This is a genomic window from Pseudomonas sp. A-RE-19 (assembly GCF_019956555.1).
Taxonomy (GTDB): Bacteria; Pseudomonadota; Gammaproteobacteria; order Pseudomonadales; family Pseudomonadaceae; genus Aquipseudomonas.
On record NZ_JAHBDQ010000022.1, the window covers coordinates 229,129 to 249,518 of the forward strand.

At 60.5% G+C, this 20,390-nt stretch carries 14 protein-coding genes; all 14 read right to left on the minus strand.

The features are described from left to right. Positions 1 to 31 precede the first annotated feature (31 nt). The gene (pseC, locus tag KGB14_RS16180; protein ID WP_223487776.1) at positions 32 to 1,189 is read right to left on the minus strand and encodes a UDP-4-amino-4,6-dideoxy-N-acetyl-beta-L-altrosamine transaminase; all 1,158 of its coding nucleotides are present in this window, start codon (positions 1,187 to 1,189) and stop codon (positions 32 to 34) included. After that, entirely contained in the window at positions 1,186 to 2,187 is a 1,002-nt protein-coding gene (gene pseB / locus KGB14_RS16185; RefSeq protein ID WP_223487777.1) for a UDP-N-acetylglucosamine 4,6-dehydratase (inverting), read from the minus strand. Before pseB ends, pseC begins: the two co-directional genes overlap by 4 nt. Positions 2,188 to 2,217: 30 nt before the next feature. Beyond that, on the minus strand, positions 2,218 to 5,151 hold the full coding sequence (locus tag KGB14_RS16190) for a TIGR00180 family glycosyltransferase (RefSeq protein ID WP_223487778.1): 2,934 nt from the start codon (positions 5,149 to 5,151) through the stop codon (positions 2,218 to 2,220). Positions 5,152 to 5,202: 51 nt separating this feature from the next. Next, a complete protein-coding gene (locus tag KGB14_RS16195; protein ID WP_223487779.1) occupies positions 5,203 to 5,940 on the minus strand; it encodes a cephalosporin hydroxylase family protein in 738 nt (245 codons plus the stop codon). Between the two features lie 17 nt (positions 5,941 to 5,957). Then, positions 5,958 to 7,028, minus strand: coding sequence for a class I SAM-dependent methyltransferase (locus KGB14_RS16200; protein ID WP_223487780.1), 1,071 nt, complete (start codon positions 7,026 to 7,028; stop codon positions 5,958 to 5,960). After that, positions 7,018 to 7,875: an NAD-dependent epimerase/dehydratase family protein gene (locus KGB14_RS16205; protein WP_223487781.1), complete on the minus strand. Its 858-nt coding sequence runs from the start codon at positions 7,873 to 7,875 to the stop codon at positions 7,018 to 7,020. The genes KGB14_RS16200 and KGB14_RS16205 overlap by 11 nt, the downstream gene beginning before the upstream one ends. Further along, on the minus strand, positions 7,872 to 9,098 hold the full coding sequence (locus KGB14_RS16210; protein WP_223487782.1) for a class I SAM-dependent methyltransferase: 1,227 nt from the start codon (positions 9,096 to 9,098) through the stop codon (positions 7,872 to 7,874). Before KGB14_RS16210 ends, KGB14_RS16205 begins: the two co-directional genes overlap by 4 nt. After that, complete coding sequence (locus KGB14_RS16215) at positions 9,095 to 9,655, minus strand: dTDP-4-dehydrorhamnose 3,5-epimerase family protein (RefSeq protein ID WP_223487783.1); 561 nt, start codon at positions 9,653 to 9,655, stop codon at positions 9,095 to 9,097. The genes KGB14_RS16210 and KGB14_RS16215 overlap by 4 nt, the downstream gene beginning before the upstream one ends. Further along, positions 9,652 to 10,734, minus strand: a complete 1,083-nt coding sequence (gene rfbG / locus KGB14_RS16220; RefSeq protein ID WP_223487784.1) for a CDP-glucose 4,6-dehydratase — start codon at positions 10,732 to 10,734, stop codon at positions 9,652 to 9,654. Before rfbG ends, KGB14_RS16215 begins: the two co-directional genes overlap by 4 nt. Beyond that, the gene (rfbF, locus tag KGB14_RS16225; RefSeq protein WP_223487785.1) at positions 10,716 to 11,489 is read right to left on the minus strand and encodes a glucose-1-phosphate cytidylyltransferase; all 774 of its coding nucleotides are present in this window, start codon (positions 11,487 to 11,489) and stop codon (positions 10,716 to 10,718) included. Before rfbF ends, rfbG begins: the two co-directional genes overlap by 19 nt. A gap of 267 nt (positions 11,490 to 11,756) precedes the next feature. After that, entirely contained in the window at positions 11,757 to 15,329 is a 3,573-nt protein-coding gene (locus KGB14_RS16230; protein WP_223487786.1) for a glycosyltransferase, read from the minus strand. A gap of 95 nt (positions 15,330 to 15,424) precedes the next feature. Continuing rightward, on the minus strand, positions 15,425 to 16,990 hold the full coding sequence (locus tag KGB14_RS16235; RefSeq protein ID WP_223487787.1) for a flagellar hook-associated protein 3: 1,566 nt from the start codon (positions 16,988 to 16,990) through the stop codon (positions 15,425 to 15,427). A gap of 13 nt (positions 16,991 to 17,003) precedes the next feature. Further along, positions 17,004 to 19,064 (minus strand): flagellar hook-associated protein FlgK, encoded by a 2,061-nt coding sequence (flgK, locus tag KGB14_RS16240; RefSeq protein ID WP_223487788.1) that lies wholly within the window; start codon positions 19,062 to 19,064, stop codon positions 17,004 to 17,006. A 23-nt stretch (positions 19,065 to 19,087) separates the two neighbouring features. After that, on the minus strand, positions 19,088 to 20,386 hold the full coding sequence (gene flgJ / locus KGB14_RS16245) for a flagellar assembly peptidoglycan hydrolase FlgJ (protein ID WP_223487789.1): 1,299 nt from the start codon (positions 20,384 to 20,386) through the stop codon (positions 19,088 to 19,090). Positions 20,387 to 20,390: the final 4 nt, after the last annotated feature.

Below are 20,390 nucleotides of genomic sequence, written 5' to 3' on the forward strand. Positions count from 1 at the left end.
ACACTTTCCCATCAACCGCCCATGGCAGCACTTATTTGGTCACCAGTCGCAATTGCTCGACCACATAGTCCTGTTGTTCATCGCTCAGCAGAGGAAACAGCGGCAGGCTGATGGCCTCGGCGTAATAACGTTCGGCCTGGGGGAAATCACCCTCGGCAAAACCCAGGTCGCGATAGTACGGCTGCAAGTGCAGTGGAATATAGTGCAGGTTCACCCCGACACCAGCCGCTCGCAAGCCTTCGAACACCTGACGATGACTGAGGTTGATCCGCTCCGTCTGCAAGCGCACCACGTACAGATGCCACGCCGACTCGGCTTCAGGCTGCGCACTGGGCAAGGTCAACGGCAAGTACGTCAGCAACCGGTCATAACGCGCCGCCAGCTCACGACGACGCTCGATGAAGTCATCGAGCTTGTTCAGCTGCGACAGACCGAGGGCCGCTTGCAGGTCGGTGATGCGGTAATTGAAGCCCAGTTCCACTTGCTGGTAGTACCAGGGGCCGTGACTGGGTTCGGTCATCTGCGCCGGGTCACGGGTCATGCCGTGGCTGCGCAGGCGCTGCAAACGCTCGGCCAGTTCTGGTCGATTGGTCAGCACCATGCCGCCTTCGGCACTGGTGATGATCTTCACCGGGTGGAAACTGAACACCGTCATCGCCGCGAATTCACCACAACCCACCGGACGCCCGGCGTAGGACGCACCGACGGCGTGGGAGGCATCTTCGATCACCGTAAAACCATAGCGCTCGGCCAGTTCGGCGATCATGCGCATATCACAGCTCTGCCCGGAAAACGCCACCGCCACCAGCACTTTTGGAAGCTTGCCGTCGCGCTCGGCGATTTCAAGTTTCGACGCCAAGGTGTAGGCGTCGAGATTCCAGGTCAGCGGATCGATGTCGACGAAATCGACCTCGGCGCCGCAGTAGCGACCGCAGTTGGCCGAGGCCAGGAAGGTGTTCGGCGTGGTCCATAGCCGATCGCCCGGCCCGAGGCCGGCGGCGAGACAGGCAATGTGCAACGCCGCCGTGGCATTGCACACCGCCACCGCAAAATCGGCCTGGCAACGCTCGGCCATGGCCTGCTCGAAACGCTCGATGGTCGGCCCTTGAGTCAGCCAGTCGGACTGCAACACGGCAACGACCGCGTCGATGTCTGCCTGATCGAGGCTTTGCCGACCGTAGGGAATCATGCCGACAGCTCCGCGTGCAGGTCGGCGATCTGGCCGACCGAGAGGAAGTGCGGGTTGGTGTCGGAGCGGTACTCGAAGTCTTCGCTCACTGGTCGGCCCTGCTCGCCCAGTTTGTCCACGGCAAAATCCACGTCGACGCTGGTGAAACGAATCGACGGCTGAATGGTGTAGTGATCATCGAACTCCAGGGTCATGCGCGCGTCATCCAGCGGCACCATCAGTTCGTGGAGTTTTTCCCCCGGACGGATGCCGACGTTTTTGTGCGGCAAATGTTCAGCCATGCCCAGCGCCAGATCAACAATGCGAATCGACGGGATCTTCGGCACAAACACTTCACCACCGTGCATGCGGGCGAAGCTGTCGAGCACAAACTTCACACCGTGATCGAGGGTGATCCAGAACCGCGTCATGCGCTCGTCGGTGATCGGCAGCTCCTTGGCGCCCTCGGCAATCAGTTTGCTGAAGAACGGCACCACCGAACCCCGCGAGCCGGCGACGTTGCCGTAGCGGACCACGGCAAAGCGAGTCTGCTGTTCGCCGGCGATGTTGTTGGCAGCGACGAACAGTTTGTCCGACAACAGCTTGGTCGCGCCGTACAGGTTGATCGGGCTGGCCGCCTTGTCGGTAGACAGCGCGACGACTTTTTTCACGCCGTTGTCGATGGCCGCGGCAATGATGTTTTCCGCGCCATTGACGTTGGTGCGAATGCATTCGGTAGGGTTGTATTCCGCCGCCGGCACCTGTTTCAAGGCCGCTGCATGCACCACGTAATCGATGCCGCGCATGGCCTGACGCAAACGGTCGGCGTCGCGCACATCACCGATGAAGTACCGCATGCACGGCGCATTGAACGTCTGCTGCATCTCGTATTGCTTGAGCTCATCGCGGGAAAATACCACCACGCGCTTGGGCTGGTATTGCTCCAGCAGCCGGCGAATGAAATTGCGCCCGAACGAGCCGGTGCCACCAGAGATGAAAATCGATTTACCGTTGAACATGCCTTGAGTCCTTTTACCTGTCAGCCAGGCTTATGCGAGCAACTGCGCCCAGTTCACGCGGGTCGGTTCGCTGAGAGTAAAGCCCTTGCCGGTCAAGGCCAGGTTCTGGTTGTAGGCTGAGTCTTGTTCGAAGCGCGATTGCCATTTGTCGCGCAGGGCGGCGCGAGCCTGGACTGCCTCAGGCAGCACGCCCGGATGCAACAGTTGCGCTTGTGGCGTCCAGACAGTCAGGTAACCGGCATCGGCGACTTTCAGGCACAGGTCGATATCGCCAAAAGCTTCGTCGAAATGCTCTTCGTCCAGCCCCCCCACCGCTTCGAACACGTCCTTGCGAATCATCAGGCAGGCACCGGACACCGCCGAGTAGTTCTGCTCGACCTGATGGCCGTTCATGTAGCCCTTGGCGTCTTTGCGTTCATCGACAAAGACCGAGCCGATATCGCCATTCAAACCCAGGACCAGGCCGGCCTGCGTGGTGACGCCATGCATGTCCATCAGTTTGGCGCCAACGATGCCGACTTCCGGACGCTGAGCCTGGTTAAGCATGGCGTCGAGCCAATTGGCATTGACCACTTCGGATTCCGCCGACAGCAACACCAGGTAGTTCCCCTTGGCCTGGGCACAGGCAGAATTGTTCAGCGCCGAGGCACTCAGGCGCTGACCGCTGCGCATTACACGAAGGCGATCGCCCTTGCCTTCAAGGCTGCTCAGCCAGGTTGCCAGCTCTTCGGATTGGCTGTGGTTGTCGGCAATCAGCACTTCGTGACGCTGATAACGGGTGCGCTGCAGCACACTGACCAGCGCGCGTTGCAGCGACTCAAGGTTGTCCTGGCTCTGGAGGATGATCGACACCAGCGGCCGTTCGGCGTGTTGATAGTCGATCTGGTAAGTCAGCGGCAGTGCCGAGCTGACCTGAGCGCGATAACCGCGCGCCGCCAGAGAGCGGGTCAGCACCTGACGTTCCTGAGCGCTGGATTCTTCTACCGGGGCATTGCAAATCAGCAAGGGTTCGGCCAGATGCGCCAGCCCTGCCAGGCCACCATCCTCGATCAGGCGCAGCAACAGATCGAACTCCAGCGCCTGGGGGTACTCGGTCGAGAAACCTTTGGCCTGAGCCAACACATCACGCTGGATCAACCAGTGGCGCGCCATCAACGACGGCACGGTTTGCAGCAGGTCGAGGTTGACCCCAGGGCGGAATACATCCGCCAGAGCGCCGTTGGCCTGACGCTGAAGCTCGTCCATCGCCACCGCGCGCACACCCTCGGCACCGGCCAGCTCAAGGCTGGCGCGCAGCAAACCGCTGGCAGTGAACTGATCTCCGGCCTCCGCCAGCAACAGCCAATCGGCGGTGGACTGGGCGACGATCTGGTTGATGCGCTCCACATAATTGGTTGTGCTGACTTTGACGAAGTGCACGGTGTCGCGCACGGACGTGGTCGCCGGTAAATCACCGGTGGTGAACACCACCAGGTTGAACGCCCTGCAGTGGCCACCGACCAAGCTATCGAAGGTCGCCTGCAACTTGACCATGTCGGCGTCCAGATCCAGCAACAGGATGCCGAACTGAGGACCACCATTATGCTTGGCCAACTGTGCAGCGATCGCCTTGAACTGCGCGGCATCCGGATTGCGCGCTTCGAGCCAGTTCAGCAACCGGCCGGACGGCATATTCTCGAACAGTCGGCGGTCTTGCTGACCCGGTAAAGCGTTCAGTCGCTCGGCCCAGGCTTGCAGCTTGAGGCCTTCTTCCGGCTCGTCGCTGTCCTTCAACGACTCCGCCAGACGCTTGACCACGGCCCGGTTGAACACGTTCAGGCTCAAGGCCTCCCACAACCGGCTACGCACAGTGCGGTCAGTGTCGTTGGGGTGAACGCGCATCAACTCATGCTGCTTGAGCAGGATGCCTTCCAGTTCCTGAAGTTGCAGGCGACCAGCAGGCATGGCGTGCAGCAGGAATTCAAATTCGGTCAGCAGGTCGAACACCGGTTTGTTGTAGAACGGCATTTCGACGAATTGCTCGGGGCCGAACGAGCGAATCGGCTCTTCCCCCACCTCGCGCCAGGCCGAGCGAATAATCAGGGTGCCTTTGAGCGAGCGACCTTCGATCAGGCAATCGGCCATGGCGGTAAAACTGTCCAGGGCGATCTGCTTGGCCTGGGCCAGCCCCTTGTCGCTGAGTGGCGTCGGGATCGAGGCCAGGAATTCGGCAAACTGCTCGCGCTCGGCAACGCTTTTGGCGTCTTTGAAGGTCAGCACCGTCAACACGTTGGTGTTGTGGTCCGAGGCGCCATAGTTCATTTCCCGCACAGCAAACGGAATCGGCAGGATCCGTGCCTTCGCGCAGGCCAGCAGGTAGAAGGTATGGCCGATTTCCTGCCATTCGAAACCGGTGCCCGGTGGCAGCAGGCTGTACCACTGTTGCAGCAGATCGGTACGGGTGACCGCATAGAACGGCGGCAGGAAATTATCCATGAACCGCACGACACGGTCTTCGGCCTGCTCCGAGTTGTAATCCTCATGAACCTTGCGGTCGCGGCGGAAGTAGTTCACTTCAGTGGCACGGGTCAGGTACATGATCCCGTAGCCATGGCACAAGCCGTAGTCGGGATTGGCTTCGAGAAACTCCACCGACTCGGTCAGTGCGCGGTGCAGCAGGAAGTCGTCATCGGCGGCAAACACCATGTATGGCGTGGTGACCTGATTGACACCGTAGGTGAGTTTATCCTGCAGCCCCTTATAGGTGTATTGCGGCAAGTGGCGATAGTCGACCGCCGGGAAGTCCCGGGTCATGTTCTCGTCACCCTCAGCGGACGAGTCCAGAACCAGAACCGAGCAGGGATAGCTGCTGTAGTACTGCAAGGTGCGCCGCAGGAACGCGCTCCGGTTGTGGGAAATCACCACCACCGTAAACCGTTCGCTCAGCGGTGCAACGTTGTTTTGAGCACTGTTTTGAACCTGCATCTTTCTATCCCCACAACCGGCCAATCGCCAAGAACCTGAAACCACTTTTGATTAACGAACGCGACGCAGATAGCCGTCCGGCGCCACGGTGATCAGCAGCTTGTTTTGCATCTGCTGGTCGATCTCGAAGTCCTTGTTTTCTTCCAGGTACTTCCATACCGCAGTTTTCGGGTTATCGCCCGGGCCCCAAGGACGATCCGGGAAGAAGTCAGCCGGCATGTCTTCGACCACGGTGTCCATCACCACGCAGTAGCTGTCCACCGAAACCAGTGGTGCGTATAGACGCAACTCTTCGAGCACATGATCGTGGGTGTGATTGGAGTCCAGCACCAGAATGACTTTCTTGCCTTCGGCCGCGACGCGCACTTGTGCGGCGATCGCAGGATCAATGCTCGAACCTTCGATCATCGAAATGCGTTTGCTCATCGGGTGGCTTTCGATGGCTTCGCGGTTGTGCGCACGGATGTCGAGGTCGATGCCCAGCACTTCGCCGTGACCTTGCAGCTCCAGCAACGATGCGTAGTAAATGATCGAACCGCCGTGGGCGATGCCGCATTCGATAACCAGATCCGGTTTGACCTGCCAGATGATCTCTTGCATCGCCATCATGTCTTGCGGCAGCTGGATGATCGGACGGCCCATCCACGAGAAATGGTAGCTGTATTTATGCTTGGCCGATTCGTTGAAGAAGTCCCGGGCAAGGCCAGTGAGTTTCTGGTCGTCACCTTGCTGGGCGATCTGTTCCCGGCATTCGGCTTCAAAGGCTTTGTTGATGCTGTTATCGGTCATTTCAAAATTCTCAATGGTCACTGGAACGAAGCGCTGTCGACGGCGTGATAGACGTAGCGTCCACCGGTCATCCGCTTGATTTCTTCGAGGTAATTGGAGTTCATCACAAACAGGTTGGCGCCTTCTGGCAGAGCGTCCATGGCCTCTTGCGGCGAGGACACCCGCACGCCGCTCAGTGGCAGATACCGGCCCTGTTTGGCCGGGTTGATATCCACCACGCGATCCACCGCCACGCCCGCGCGTTGCAGGAACAGCGAATAAATCACGCCTTTGGACGAGGCACCCCAGATCGCCGAACCCTGCTCGGGCGCGGCCTGAATGATCTGCACAGCGCGGTCGAGGCTGGTGGTGAAACCCTCGGGCAGCGTCAGGCGCGGCACCGGTTGTTCCGGGGTCAGGCGCAACGTCGACAGGTCGGCGACGATGTACAGGTATTGGCCACCGAACAGGTGGCCGGCCTCATGCACCGTGCCAAACATCCGGCGCAGGTCATCGAGGCGGAAATAATTGACATGCTCGTAGAACAGGTCGAACCAGGCGCGGTGCTCGAGAATCCAGTCCAGGCACGGCACTTCGATGTAGATCTGCCCGCCCTGATTGGCCTCGGCGATCTCGGCGAGAAAACTCACCGGATCCTGAATATGCTCCAGCACATGCCGCAGCACGATAGCGTCCGCCGACAGACCCAGGCCACGAGTGAACGGCGCTTTGATCACGTCGCTGTTGTCGCCCTCGTAAGCCGGATCAATGCCGGTGATCGAGTAACCCAAGCCTTTGAGCAGTTCTAAGAAATACCCCTTGCCGCAGCCGACTTCGATCAGCTCCTGACCCTTGAAGTGGCGGGCAATGATCCCCTCGACATCGCTCAAGTGCTTCTGGAACTGGCCGGAATGCGCCTGCTCGTTCTGATAGTCGGCGTCGTAGCTGAGCTTGTCGGCATCGAAGGCCTGATTGAAGATCAGCCCGCTCGTCTCGTCTTGCACCAACACCATGTCGGCGCAGGCCGAAGCTTTCGCTGATTGCGCATCGGCAAAGGTACGGTTCTGCAACACCGGCAGGTCGGCGACCCGATACAACTCATGCCTCATGCTCTGCTCCCAGTAGCTGTTGCAAGCGGTCCGCCACACCCCAGAATGCCATCGGCTCATGGGTCGGGTATGGGTAATGGCCCAGGTTCAAACGGATCGATGCGCCGCGTTCACGCAGCCGTTGTTCGACCAACGCCCTGACCGATATCGGCTGGCCGCTGGAACAATTGATCACGCCGTCAAATTCGCGCTGTTGCAGGATCGCGGCGAGGTAACCGGCGGCCGTGTCGATCGCCAGGTAATCGCGCAACTGCTCGCCGGCCGACATGTTGAAGCTGTCGTCCCCGGCCTCGATGGCCCGGTCCAGTGCCGCCAGCAAACTGTTGGGGTTCTGTCCTTGCCCATGCAGGTAAAACAGCCGCGCCCATTGCAAGGTGAACGGCTGTTGCCGTTGCAGATTTTCGAGGAACAGACGCAAGGTGTTCTTGGCCAGCCCGTAGGGGTTACTCGGCCGCGCCTCGGTCTGCTCGCTGAGCGGCCCGCTTTGCAGGCCATATTCGAAACAGGTGCCCGTCACCAACACCTGCGGCACGCCCGCCTCGACCGCGCCCTTGATGAACCGGTAATCGGCCATCAGGTTGTGCTCGACGTGAAACAGCGCCTGATAGTTCGGCAAGCCTGGCCAGGCGAGATGCGCCAAGGCATCGACGCCATCGGTCAGCGCGGCGAGGTCCAGGTCGGCGGCATGAATATCCGCCGCCACGAACTCCACGGCATTGATCCACGGCAGCTGTGCGGCGGTCTCGGCGTTACGCGCCACGGCCCGAACCTCGCAACCACGGGCGAGCAAGGCCGCGATCAGATGTCGGCCGACGAACCCGGTGGCCCCGGTCACGAGCACCTTCACAGCACGGTCAACTCAGGCACGGCGATCACGAATCGGCCGTCCCACTGCCGCACCTGCGCCAGTTGCTGACTGACTTCGTGCAGCAGATTCCATGGCAGAACCAGCACGTAATCCGGTTTCTCCAGATCGATCTGCGCCGGCGAAACGATCGGAATGCGACTGCCCGGCAAGTACTTGCCCTGCTTGTGCGGATTGACATCGGCCACCCAGGCCAACAGGTCCGTTTTGACCCCGGCGTAGTTGAGCAAGGTGTTGCCCTTGGCTGCCGCGCCATAACCGACCACGCGCTTGCCGTCAGCCTTGGCCTGCAACAGGAAACGCAGCAATCCGTGCTTGATGCGTTCAGCTGCGGGCGCCAGGGTCGCGTAGTACTCGGGGGTTTTCACTCCCGCTGCCAGTTCAGCCTGCAACTGCTGTTGAACGGCTGGCTGCACCTCACGGCGAACACCGTCGGCCCGCTGGACGAACACCCGCAACGAACCGCCATGGGTCGACAACTGGCTGACATCGAACACCTCCAGGCCATTGCGCTCGCACAAGGTCTGCACGGCGGTCAGGGACAGGTAGGAATAGTGCTCGTGATACAGCGTGTCGAACTGCTTCCCCGCCATCAGCGTCAACAGCTGCGGAAACTCGAACGTCGCCACACCGGTCGGCTTGAGCAAGCTTGCGAATCCGCCAAGGAAATCATTGATATCCGGCACATGCGCCAACACGTTGTTGGCGGCCATCAGGTCAGCGGCCCAGCCTTCGCTGTTCAGCTGCGCAGCGGTGTCGCGACCGAAGAACAGTTCGCGAATCTCCAGGCCTTTCTCCCGAGCCGCTTGTGCGGTGCTGCGGGTCGGTTCGACGCCCAGGCATGGGATGCCGCGCCCGGCCACGTACTGCAACAGGTAACCGTCATTGGCGGCGATTTCCACCACGCGGCTGTCGACGGTCAGGCCGAAACGCTCGATCATTTGCGCCACATAGCGCTCGGCATGGTCCAGCCAGGTGCTGGAGAACGAGCTGAAGTAGGCGTACTCGGCGTCGAACAGGCTGTCGGCGCTGGTGTAATCCTCGGTCTGCACCAGCCAGCATTGCTGGCACACCGCGACCTTCAGCGGCACCCATTGCTCGGCTTGCTCCAGCTGATCGGCGCGCACGTAGGCGTTGGACGGCGGCGAGGTGCCGAGATCGATCAGCGGCAAGGCCAGAGGAGTACCGCAACCACGGCAGTTCATAGACGCACTCCAGCGAAGTGTTCATCGAGCAAGGGATGGCTGGAATCCCGGGCCGACAGATTATTGACAGGCAACGGCCAGGCAATCGCCAGCCGTGGATCGTTCACCGACAACCCACCCTCATGCGCAGGCGTGTAATCGGCGCTGTGCAGATAGAGCAATTCGGCGTCACCGGTGAGGGTCTGGAAACCATGGGCGAACCCGGCCGGAATCAGCAGGCTGCGACCGTCCCCGGCCTTCAGGTGCTCGGCGTGCCAAGACAGGAAGGTCTCGGAGTCGGGCCGCAAATCCACTGCCACATCCCAGACCTCGCCGCGCAGGCAGGTAATCAACTTGGCTTCCGGCGCATTGGCATTTTGATAATGCAGACCGCGCACACTGCCTTGTTCGCGAGTGCAGGAGTGATTGATCTGGCGGATATGAAACGGCTGTCCGAAAGCGCTCAGGCTGCCTTCGCAAAACAGCCGCGCGAAGTGCCCGCGATCATCTTCGAAGCGTTTGTGCTGCACGCTGAACAGACCGGCCAGCGGCAAGGCTTTCAACAGAAATTCGCTCACAGCGCGCCTCGGTACAGGTTCAACTGGCCCAGGGTGACTTCACGCATGTCATCGCCGTTCTGCCACGCCAAGTGCCAGTCGAGGGTCTGGGTCAGGCATTGCTGCAATGACCAGCGCGGTTGCCAGGCCAACAGTTGACGGGCTCGGCTGCTGTCCAGGCGCAGCAGCCCGGCTTCGTGCAAATCACTCGGTTCGATGCGCAAGCCGCGTGCTTGCGGCCAGCGGCTGGCGAGCAGTTCGACCACTTCGCCGACGCTGCACATGTCTGCTTCGCTCGGGCCGAAGTTCCACGCGCCGGCAAACGCCGGGCCTTGTTCATAGAGGCCAGCGGCCAATTGCAGATAACCGGCCAGCGGCTCCAGGGCGTGCTGCCATGGGCGCACGGCTTGCGGGTAGCGCAGGGTCACAGGCTCGTCTGCGGACCAGGCCTTGAGCACGTCAGGAATCAAGCGCTCAGGCGCGAAGTCCCCGCCGCCCAGTACGTTACCGGCGCGCGCGGTGGCCAAGGCCAGACCGTGTTCGGCGTACTTGTCCGCCGGGAAAAACGACGCGGCGTAGGACTGGGCGAGCAATTCGCAACAGGCCTTGCTGCTGCTGTATGGGTCGTGACCGCCCAGCGCTTCATCCTCGCGGTACGGCCACAGCCATTCCTTGTTCGCATAAACCTTGTCGGTGGTCACCAACACGCAGGCGCGCACACCGCCGACCTGGCGGATCGCTTCGAGCAGGTTGAGGGTGCCCATGACGTTGCTGGAATAGGTACCAAGCGGATCGCGATAGCCTTCGCGCACCAGCGGTTGGGCCGCCAGGTGCAGGACGATTTCCGGCCGGGTTTCGGCGATCAGTTCCAGCAAGGCGCCGAGGTCACGCAGGTCGCCGCGCTGATCGTTGATGCCTTCATGCACCCGGGCCAGTTCGAACAGGCTCGGTTCGGTGGACGGATCGAGCGAAAACCCGCTGACCTCGGCACCGAGGCTTTGCAGCCACAATGTCAGCCAGCTGCCCTTGAAACCGGTGTGGCCGGTCAGCAGAACGCGTTTGCCGCGCCAGAACTCCGGACTCAGGCCCATTGCTTCCATGGGGCCTCCCCGCTCTGCCACAACGCTTCGAGGTGGTTCTTGTCGCGCAGGGTGTCCATCGGGTGCCAGAAGCCTTCGTGCTCGAAGGCCTTCAACTGTTCATCCTGGGCCAGACGGGCCAAGGGCTCGGCTTCCCAAGTGGTGTCATCACCGCCGATGTACGACAGCACTTTCGGTGAAAGCACAAAGAAGCCGCCATTGATCCAGCCACCGTCGCCACGGGGCTTCTCGGTGAAACCGAGCACCTGATCGCCGTGACGCTCCAGGGCACCGTAACGGCCCGGCGGTTGTACAGCGGTGACGGTCGCCAGACGACCGTGGGCGCTGTGGTAATCCACCAGTTGACGGATATTGATATCGGAGACGCCGTCGCCGTAGGTAAAGCAGAAGGCGTCTTCATCCTTGAGGTAACGGCCGGCGCGCAGCAAGCGGCCACCGGTCATGGTTTCCTCGCCGGTGTCGATGAGGGTGACACTCCACGGCTCGCTGTAGTTCTGGTGCACGTCCATGCGGTTGTTGCGCATGTCGAAAGTGACGTCGGAAGTGTGCAGGAAGTAGTTGGCGAAGAAGTCCTTGATCGCATAGCCCTTGTAGCCAAGGCAGATCACGAAGTCATGAATCCCGTGGGCGGAGTACTGTTTCATGATGTGCCAAAGAATTGGCTTGCCGCCGATCTCGATCATCGGCTTGGGCTTGAGGTGCGACTCTTCGCTGATCCGCGTGCCCAGGCCACCCGCCAGAATTACTGCCTTCATCGCTGTCCTCTTGCTCTTCGCGCGTTCCGGCAACCCCCGCAAGGGTCGCGAACCGTCAGATGCACATCATTTACCCGCAGCCATTGAGCCGTTCACACCCATTGGGGTGAAGGTTTTATGGCGATATACGGGGGACTTGCAGGAAGTGAGCCAATTGCGCAGGACAAAAAAGATCGCAGCCTTGGGCAACTGCTACAGGTGTCAATACATCCCTGCAGGAGCTGCCAAAGGCTGCGATCTTTTGACGTTTAGCGGGCAATAACGGAATCAGTCCGGCAACCAACCCCACAACCAGTGATTGAGGTTGTCGCCCCGCAGCATGAAATCCCGATGCACCGCTTCACGCAATTCATCGCCCATGCGGTAACTCGCATCCGGGTCGGCCAGGTGCATGCGGATCGCCTGCAGCCATTCGTCCGCGCTGTTGCTGTAGACCTTGGTGCACGGCAAGTGGCCGCGATAGGCCTCGGTGTCGGTGCAGATCACCGGGTACCCGCAGGCGCCATACTCCAGCAAGCGCAGGTTGCTTTTGCAGTCGTTGAAGATATGGAATTCCAGCGGTGCCAGCGCCAGATCGAGGTTCAGGCTGGCCAGTTTGAACGGGTAGCCCTGCAAGCCGATGGCGGAGTGAAACTCGTGGATGTAGGGGCGCAATTCGTCCGGGCACATGCCGAAGAACACCCACTCCACTTCGTTCGCCAGTTCGCGAACCACGTCGGCAATAATCTCCAGGTCACCGGTATGGCTGGTACCGCCCCCCCAGCCGACCCGCGGCTTGCTGGAGGTACGGCGGCGACTGGTCAGTGTCGCCCATGGCTCCGGCGATAGCATGTTCGGCACCACTCGGATCTCGCTGTGCATGCTCGACAACGCATCGGCCAGTGGTTGAGTGGTGACTACTACACGGTCACACAAGGCAATGCCTTCGCGCAGCATCTGTTCGGTATTGACCGGTTTGTTCCGCGCATGGGTGTTTTTCTTCGGCGCGCTGACCACGTAATCGTCAAGCTCGAAAATCCGCAACGCACTGGAATATTTCTTCATCCGCAGAATGTCACTGACTGCACCTTCGCTGTAACGGCATTGCAGGATGATGGTGTCCGGGGACAGGCGCTCGATCTCAACTGTCGACGGCGACTCATAAGCCCACCGAGCAATGACCCGGCCAGATGCTTCAAGCTCTGCCAAAGGTCCCGTGACGCGATAATGCCCGACTGCCGAACTGTTGACAGGCAAACCGAGAATCAGCGGCAAGGCTCGGGTACAGAACGGGTTCCAGTTATTGCGTAGCGACGGCTCCAGGCTGAAGCTGGAAAACCCAAGGCTCAGCGCCGGGCTGTAGGCCGGATCCTTGGCGATCTTCGGCAGCCATTTGCGATAGAAGATTTCCTGTTCATACTCGTGCAACGCCAATATCGAAGGCGGCGTCGGTGATACATCTTGCGGCACCCACACCACGCTGGCGTAAGGCGTCCAGACCACCAGATAACCATCCTTGCTCGCCCGCAAACACAAGTCGACGTCGCTGAGGCCCTGGGTGAAGGTCGCCTCATCGAACTGCTCGAGTTCATCGAACACTTGCTTGCGTACCATCAGGCAGTGATTGCTCACCGCGCTCCAGTTCTGGGTCACGTGCAAACGCTGCATGTAACCGCGAGAACCGGCCGCCTCGCCATGAAACGGCGAACCGACCGGCCCGGCCAGGCCAAGAATCAACCCGGCACTGACGATCGATCCCTCGGGGCCAAGGATGCGGGCACCGACCACACCCACTTCCGGGCGCTGGGCGTGATTGAGCAATTCATCCAACCAGTCACTGTCGCAGATCACTGTTTGCGCGCTGAGCAGCAGCAAGTACTCGCCATGCGCCAGGCTCGCGGCGAAGTTGCGGATCGCCGCGTCGTTGGCGTCACCGGCGTAACGCAGTACTCGCAGCATCGCGGCGCCCAGTTGCGCCATCGCCTCCAGCCAGTCGAGCATCGCCGGGTCGTCTGTGCCGCTGTCAACGATCAGGATTTCGTATTGGCTATAAGCTGTGCGCTCGATCAAGCCTTCGATGCAACGCTGCAAGGCGTACAGCGAATCGCCGGTCTGGATGATGATCGATACCAGCGGACGCGCCCCATGGAGGTAGTCGATCCGATTGATCAACGGCAACTCTTCTTGCCGGATCGTGTGCGCCACACCAATACGATCCAGGTGCGCGCCGACCATCCCGGCATTGTTCTCGATCACTTCGGGCAACGACAACCAGGCGGCGAAAGACTGACTCGACTCAACCTGGATTTCGGCGATGTGCTCAATGGTTTGCGGCCCGGCCTCTTCCACCAGACGCCATAACAAATCGTGTGGCGCCAGCTCACCGTGAGCCGAATCGAAACCGCCCAGCGTCATGAAGCGCTGCCGCTCGAAGGCCAGGGTTCGGCCGACATAGGGATAGGCGCGCATCAGATCAAGGTTGAAATCGGGTTTGAACACCGGGTCGACCGACTCGCCATCGACCAGCGCGCCCTCGTCGCTATAAGCACAGAGAATGCCCGCCGAACCCGCAATGCGTTCGGCCAGAATCAGCAGAGCCGACTCGCGCAAGGTGTCGCCAGCACGCAGCAGATAAAACCAGTGGGCACCTTCCAGTTGCGGTACCAGGGCATTGAGCTGTTGCGCCCAATCCGCCTGGAACGGCAACTGCACCACACGATCGTCGGTCGCACACACGGCATCGGACAGCACCAGTACGGCCTGAGGCGCGTACAGTTGCTGGCCAATGCTCTGCAGCGAAGTCTTGAGCGCCACACCGTCAGCAGTGCTGTCGATCACGATCGGCACGATCTGCGGACGGAACGCCCAGCTGTCGAGGCGTTGCGGCATGAGCCGCTGCTCGACATCGGAGAACCTGCGGATCGCCAGCCATTCTCGGTAGAAATCGGCGTAGCTTTCGCTCTCCCCGCCCACCCGGCCAGTCACCACCGTGTTGCGGTTGCCCAGAATGCGCACCACGCAAAGCTCTTCCCAGGCGTGGGGCTGGTCAGTGATTTTGGCCAGTTCGATGTAGCGCACCCAACCCGATGCCGGCGCCGACTCACCGCTGCGCGCCGCGAGCATCTGTGAAAGCCAGCTCCACTCCACGGCTGCGGCCTTGACCATTTCCGGGGTTTTGCTCAGACGCTCCGGGTACAAACGTTCGGTGCTCAGCACAGTGCTTAGCGACACCAGATTGCCGCGGCGCATCAAGCACACGAACAAGGCGAAATCGAGCATGGCAACGAAACCGGCGCCTTCCTGAATCAGTGCCGGCAACAGCTCCAGTACATCGGCGCGACGCATCAGGGTCGAACTGAAGTTGCCGAGGAAATTCTTCGGCGTGCCTTCGAAGATCGCCAGCATGTCATCGCCCTTGAGCAAGGCGTCGTTCGGTGAGAACCGGCAGTTGTCGACCCGCGGCGGCAGAATGAAATTACCGGCATCGCTGAGCATCCGCAGGGCAAACACCACATTCACGTCCGCGTGGTCAATCAACACCTGCGCCTGCAAGGCAACGCTGGGTGAAAACAGGCGGTCGTCATCGCACAGCACTTTGATGAACTCGCCCCGGGCTTCTTCGACGCAACGCAATACGTTCTTCTGCAAGCCCAGACGCTGCGGGTTACGCAAGTAGCGAACCGGGTGAGCCGGCTCGATGAAGGCATCGACAATGTCGCGGATCTCGTCACTGAACGAATCGTCACAGATGACGATTTCGATGTGCTCGTAGGTCTGGGCGAGCGCACTTTCCAATGCCTGACTGAAGAAGCGCGAGTTGAAGGCAGGGATGACAATGCTGACGAGGGGGCGTTGATTCACGGCAGGAAACTCTCGAGCGGCGGGCCTCTACCCTTTCAGGCAGAGGCCCCGGAACCGCTTGCAAAAAGACGGTTGGCAGCTCGGCAGATGCAGGCTCAGACCTTGTTGAACAGGCCCAGCTGAGCAATCTTGCTGAAGGCCAGTTGCGAGGCCTGCAACATGGTTTGTTGCAAGGTCAGGCGGGTCATCACTTCAGCCGGATCGGAATCACGGATCGACGATTGGGTCTGGGCATTGGCCAGTTTCAAGCTCTGGTTGGTATCGCTCTGGGTATCCAGAGCAGCACCGCGACCACCGACAGAGCTCAAGGCGCTGGACAGCTGATCGGTGCCGCTGGCCAGGTTGGCAATACCGGAAGCCAATGATGCTTGCAGTTTCTGAGTAGCGATCGCGTTGCCATTGGTGGGCGTATTCAGAGCGGTTTTCAACTGGCTCACGGTGTCCAGGATGTTCTGGGTTTCGTGAGTGTTGACCGCGATGCTGAACTGATCGTTGGCAGCCGGCGTACCGCTCAGAGTGAAGCTCACACCCGATGCGGTGGCGACGCTGCCGGCCATGGTTCCGGTAGACACTGGCTTACTGTTGGCCGTCAAAGGCGCTGCGTACAGGTCGAAAGCGGTGGCGCTGGTGAACTTGAGGATCGCCGAACCGGTAGGGAAGCTGGCGTGGTAGTTCACCGGGTTGGTGATGCTGCTGGTGGTGACCTGCGCCGTCGAAGGGTTGCCCGGGCTAGCGGTTGCGGTGAAGGTGTCCGGTTTGGCCGCCAGGGTAAAGGTGTGTCCAGGCAACACGGTAGCCGCCGTATCACCGGCGCTCAGATTGATATTCAGGGTCAGTTCGACGCCACGGAAAGTGACGGCCTGGCCGGCCTTGTTGGCAGGATCGAAAGTACCGCCCTGGCTGGCTTCGGCGGTCACGTCGTTACCGGCCGAGTCAGTGATCTTCAACTGCGTACCGCTGACGAAGTCCACGGTATACGGCTCGCCACTGCGAAACTTGCTGTTGTAGGTAACGCCCGACGACACCTGGCCATTGGACAGGGTCACGCGACCGTCATCCACCGCCGGCGCAGTCATGGTGACCTGGCTGCGGCTGGTGTTGATCGCCTGCTGGAACGCATCCCAACCGGTGCTGTTGGTGGCCATCGACATGGTGTCGCCGATCGGCAGGTCAAGCGTCACCTGATCACCGTTGTAACTGTAGGTGCCGTCGTTGTTACGCGTGAACGGCACGGTATCGCCCTTGGAGCCGGCGAAGATGTATTTGCCGTTCTCGTCCTTGCTGTTCATCAGGCTCAGCAATTGCTCTTCGATCTGCCCCAGCTCCGAGGCATTGGCCTGACGGTCGGCATCCGTGTAACCGGCGTTACCGGCGCTGACGGCCAATTCCTTGGCCCGCTGCAATACGTTGCCGATGCTGGTCATCACCGCTTCGGTGGTGCCCAGGGTCGCCTTGATGGTGGTGGCGTTGGCCTCGTATTGATCAAGCATCGAAGCCTGTTGACCCAATTGCAGCAGACGCGAAGCGCCAACCGGATCATCGGCTGCGGTGTTGACGCGAACGAGGCTGCTGGCCTCTTCGCTGCTCTTGACCACGTTGGCGAAATTCTTCTGATAGTTGGCGGCAGAGGACTCGTAAAACTGGGCGGTAGAAATGCGCATGGGCTACGACTCCTTAAAGACTGTTGATCAGTGTGCTGAAGATTTCCTGCGCAGCCTTGATGATCTGCGAAGACGCGGTGTAGTACTGCTGATACTTGACCAGGTTGCCGGTTTCCTCATCGAGGTCGACACCGGACAGTGAATCGCGAGCGCCCTTGGCGTTGGCCAGGATAGCGTCGGTCGCGGCACTGTCGAGCTTGCCTTGCGCGGCTTTGGCGCCGACACCCTCGACCAGTTTGCCGTAAGCATCGGTCAGGGAAATGCCTTTACTGGCCGAACCGGTGTCTACAGTCTGCTTGGTCTGCAAGCCGGCCAGTGCGGTACCGTTGCGGTTGTCCAGCGTACCCGGCTGACTGAGCGTGACATTGATCGCGGTACCGTTACCTGGTGAACCGGCCACGGTCATGTCGAAGGTCGCGGTACGCTGCACGGCTGGCGGCCCCGGATCCATGATCGCGGCACCGCTGGCGTCGACCAGTGGAATGCTCAGGCTGAGCGTATTGTTCTGGCCCGGCACAATGGTGCCGCTGCTAAGTGCATTACCTTTGGCATCGAGCAACTGGTAAGTCTGGGTGGTGCCACCGGTGGCACCGAAAACCACTTTGACCGGCGTCGAATTCTTCAGCCCATTTTGAATGGCCAGAGTAGTGGCCGAGTCATAGATATCGAACTTCGTGGTCAGGGTCGGTTGACCGCTGGCCGGAATCGTCAATGTGCCGCTGCCGCCCGGCGCGATGGCCGCGCCCAACGGTGCCGCGATGGCCAGACGTTTGGAGTCGGTCATCTCGGTCTTGATGTTGGTCGCCGCGTTGCGGGTCGGGGTGATCTTGAACGTGTCGCCGGCGGCTGCGGTGCCACCGGAGAGCGTCATGGAGAAACCATCGATCACCGGTGGCGGCGTGGTCAGCGTGCTGAACGCGCCCATGGCGGTGCCTTCAGGCAGACGCTGCACGGTGTAGTTCGTGGCGCTGGTGAAGGTGACCTTGTAATCATTGATGGTCAGCTTGCCGCTGTCCTCGATGCTCACGTCGAAGTTGCCTGAGCCGGCGCTGTTGCCGACCGTGGCAACGCTGCGCTGAGCCATTTGCGCGGCACTGTTGATGCTGTTGAACAGGTTCGAACCGAAGTCACCGTTCTTGTCGATGCCCTGGGCCTGAATGGTGTTCATCTGATCGGCGACGACCAGCGCCACGCGCCCCAGCTCATTCATGGCCGGGTCCAGCACGGTGCTGCGATAACGCAACAAACCGCCCATCTCGCCACCGGTCATCACCGAAGTGATGTCGATGGTGCTCGAACCGCGATTGAGCTGAATGGCCGAACGCGACGGGTCGTCTTTGCCCGGCACCACTTCCAGCTTGCTGGCGGTGCTGCCCATGACCAGCGGCTGACCGCTGCCCAGGTAAATGTCGAGGTTACCGTCACGCTCGATCACTTGCGCACCGGTAAAGGTGGACAACTGGCGCACCGTCTCGTTGCGCGCGTCGAGCAAGTCGTTGGGCTGGCCGCCGGCGTTGGAAACTTCGGAGATCTTCTGGTTCAACTGGGCCACGGTGGCGGCCAGTTTGTTGACCTGATCGGCCATGTCCGCCAGGTTGCCGTTGATGTTCGCGTTCTGCGTCGTCAACTGGCTGGAGATCGAATTGAACCGGTTGCTCAGGGCTTGCGCATCGCTGAGCAGCAGTTGACGGGAAGCATCGTCGCCCGGTTTGGCGTTGACGTTCTGTACCGAGGCGAAGAACTTGGTCAGGGCGCCATTGAGGCCGGTGCCGCTGTCCGACAGCAACGCATCGAGCGGGCTGATCTGCCCGGCGTAGGCCGCCGAGTCGCTGTTGAGCGACGTGGTGGTTTGCAGTTGCGCATCGAGGTAGCTGTTATACACCCGGCGCACATCGGCGAGGGTCGTACCGGTGCCGATGTAGACATTGCCGAACTGATTCGAGGCCTTGCTGCCCTGCACGGTTTGCTGGCGTGAGTAACCGGCGGTGTCGGCGTTGGCAATGTTATTGCCGGTAGTCATCAGCGCGGTTTGGCTAGCGGATAAACCCGACATCCCGATATTGAGCAAACTCATGGTTCAAACCTTATGCCTTATGCCTATAAAGGCGTGGTGGAAGCGCCCGCCGCAGCGTAGTTTTGGTAACTCGTCATCTGCTTGGCTATCTGCGAAATCTTGCTTGCGTAATCCGGGTCGGTTGCATACCCGGCTTTTTGCAACTCGCGTACAAACTGTTCTGGGTTATCGGCCGACTTCAGCACATCTTGATAGCGATTATTGCTTTGCAGCAGCGTTACAAGGTCATGGAAGCTGTCCTTGTAAGAAGCGTAGGAACGGAACTCGGCCGTCTCCTTGACCATCTCGCCATTTCTGAATTCGCTGGTGATCGCCCGGGCCGAATCGCCCTTCCAGTTACCGCTGGCCTTGATGCCGAACAGGTTGTGGCTGCTGCTGCCATCCTGGGCGCGCATGACCGATTTACCCCAACCTGTTTCCAGGGCAGCCTGAGCCACCAGATAACGCGGATCGACACCGATGCGGTCGGCGGCTTCTTTGGCCATCGGCAGCATGGTGTTGACGAATTCGTCGGCGGAGCTGAAGGCTTTCTTCGCCGGCGCCAGGGGTATTTGAGCCATGGCACGACCGTAAATCTGCAGGCGCCCGCTGGCGGTCGTATCCGTTTGCGAAGCCAGCCAGTCGCCGTTGTACAGCGGGCCGGAACCGGTCTTGGTGCTCTGCGGCAACTGAACGTTGTTCAGCGCCGTTGTGGCGGTCGTTGCCGGGGTCGATACCGACGGCACCAGCCCGGCGAGCAAACGGTCGGCCAGTTTCGGCGGCAGCGCCAGACGCCGCTGATTGATCAGCGCCATGTCATTGCGATGAGCGCCCTCGCCCGCGCTTGCCGGCGTCTTCACCGAGCGTGAAGCCCACAACGGGCGCTCACCATTGAGGCGCGACAGCGGCCCGTGAGTAGCGACCGTACCGGCGGCAATCGGTGTTTCCACAGCGGCTTTCGCGGCAGCCTGCTTGGCGGCAGACGCTGCCTCGGCCTCACCCGGCGCCATCGGTTTGTTCTTCGACATCTGGCGCATCAGCACGTCCGCCAGACCAATACCGCCGCCTTCGCGGGACATGGAAATAGCCAACTGCTGGTCGTACATTTCCTGGTATTGCTTGGCTGCCGGTGTGTTGAGCGGATTATCCTGGCCCAGCGCTTCGGTGGCCGAACGCATGGACTTGAGCATTTCACCAAGGAACAGCGACTCGAATTCCTGCGCGACCTTGCGCATGTTCGCATCGCTGTTCTTGTCGCCAACCTTGAGCTGGTTCAGGCGATTCAGGTCCGAGTAGGAACCCGAGTCACTGCTGCTGACCAGACCGCTTTTGCGCATATCCATGATC

Excerpts from the sequence above, each read along its gene's own strand:
- KGB14_RS16235 (WP_223487787.1), bottom strand. The coding sequence starts at position 16,990 with ATGCGCATTTCTACCGCCCAGTTTTACGAGTCCTCTGCCGCCAACTAT.
- pseC (WP_223487776.1), bottom strand. The coding sequence starts at position 1,189 with ATGATTCCCTACGGTCGGCAAAGCCTCGATCAGGCAGACATCGACGCG.
- flgK (WP_223487788.1), bottom strand. The coding sequence starts at position 19,064 with ATGAGTTTGCTCAATATCGGGATGTCGGGTTTATCCGCTAGCCAAACC.
- rfbF (WP_223487785.1), bottom strand. The coding sequence starts at position 11,489 with ATGAAGGCAGTAATTCTGGCGGGTGGCCTGGGCACGCGGATCAGCGAA.
- pseB (WP_223487777.1), bottom strand. The coding sequence starts at position 2,187 with ATGTTCAACGGTAAATCGATTTTCATCTCTGGTGGCACCGGCTCGTTC.
- KGB14_RS16195 (WP_223487779.1), bottom strand. The coding sequence starts at position 5,940 with ATGACCGATAACAGCATCAACAAAGCCTTTGAAGCCGAATGCCGGGAA.
- KGB14_RS16200 (WP_223487780.1), bottom strand. The coding sequence starts at position 7,028 with ATGAGGCATGAGTTGTATCGGGTCGCCGACCTGCCGGTGTTGCAGAAC.
- flgJ (WP_223487789.1), bottom strand. The coding sequence starts at position 20,386 with ATGGATATGCGCAAAAGCGGTCTGGTCAGCAGCAGTGACTCGGGTTCC.
- KGB14_RS16190 (WP_223487778.1), bottom strand. The coding sequence starts at position 5,151 with ATGCAGGTTCAAAACAGTGCTCAAAACAACGTTGCACCGCTGAGCGAA.
- rfbG (WP_223487784.1), bottom strand. The coding sequence starts at position 10,734 with ATGGAAGCAATGGGCCTGAGTCCGGAGTTCTGGCGCGGCAAACGCGTT.
- KGB14_RS16210 (WP_223487782.1), bottom strand. The coding sequence starts at position 9,098 with ATGAACTGCCGTGGTTGCGGTACTCCTCTGGCCTTGCCGCTGATCGAT.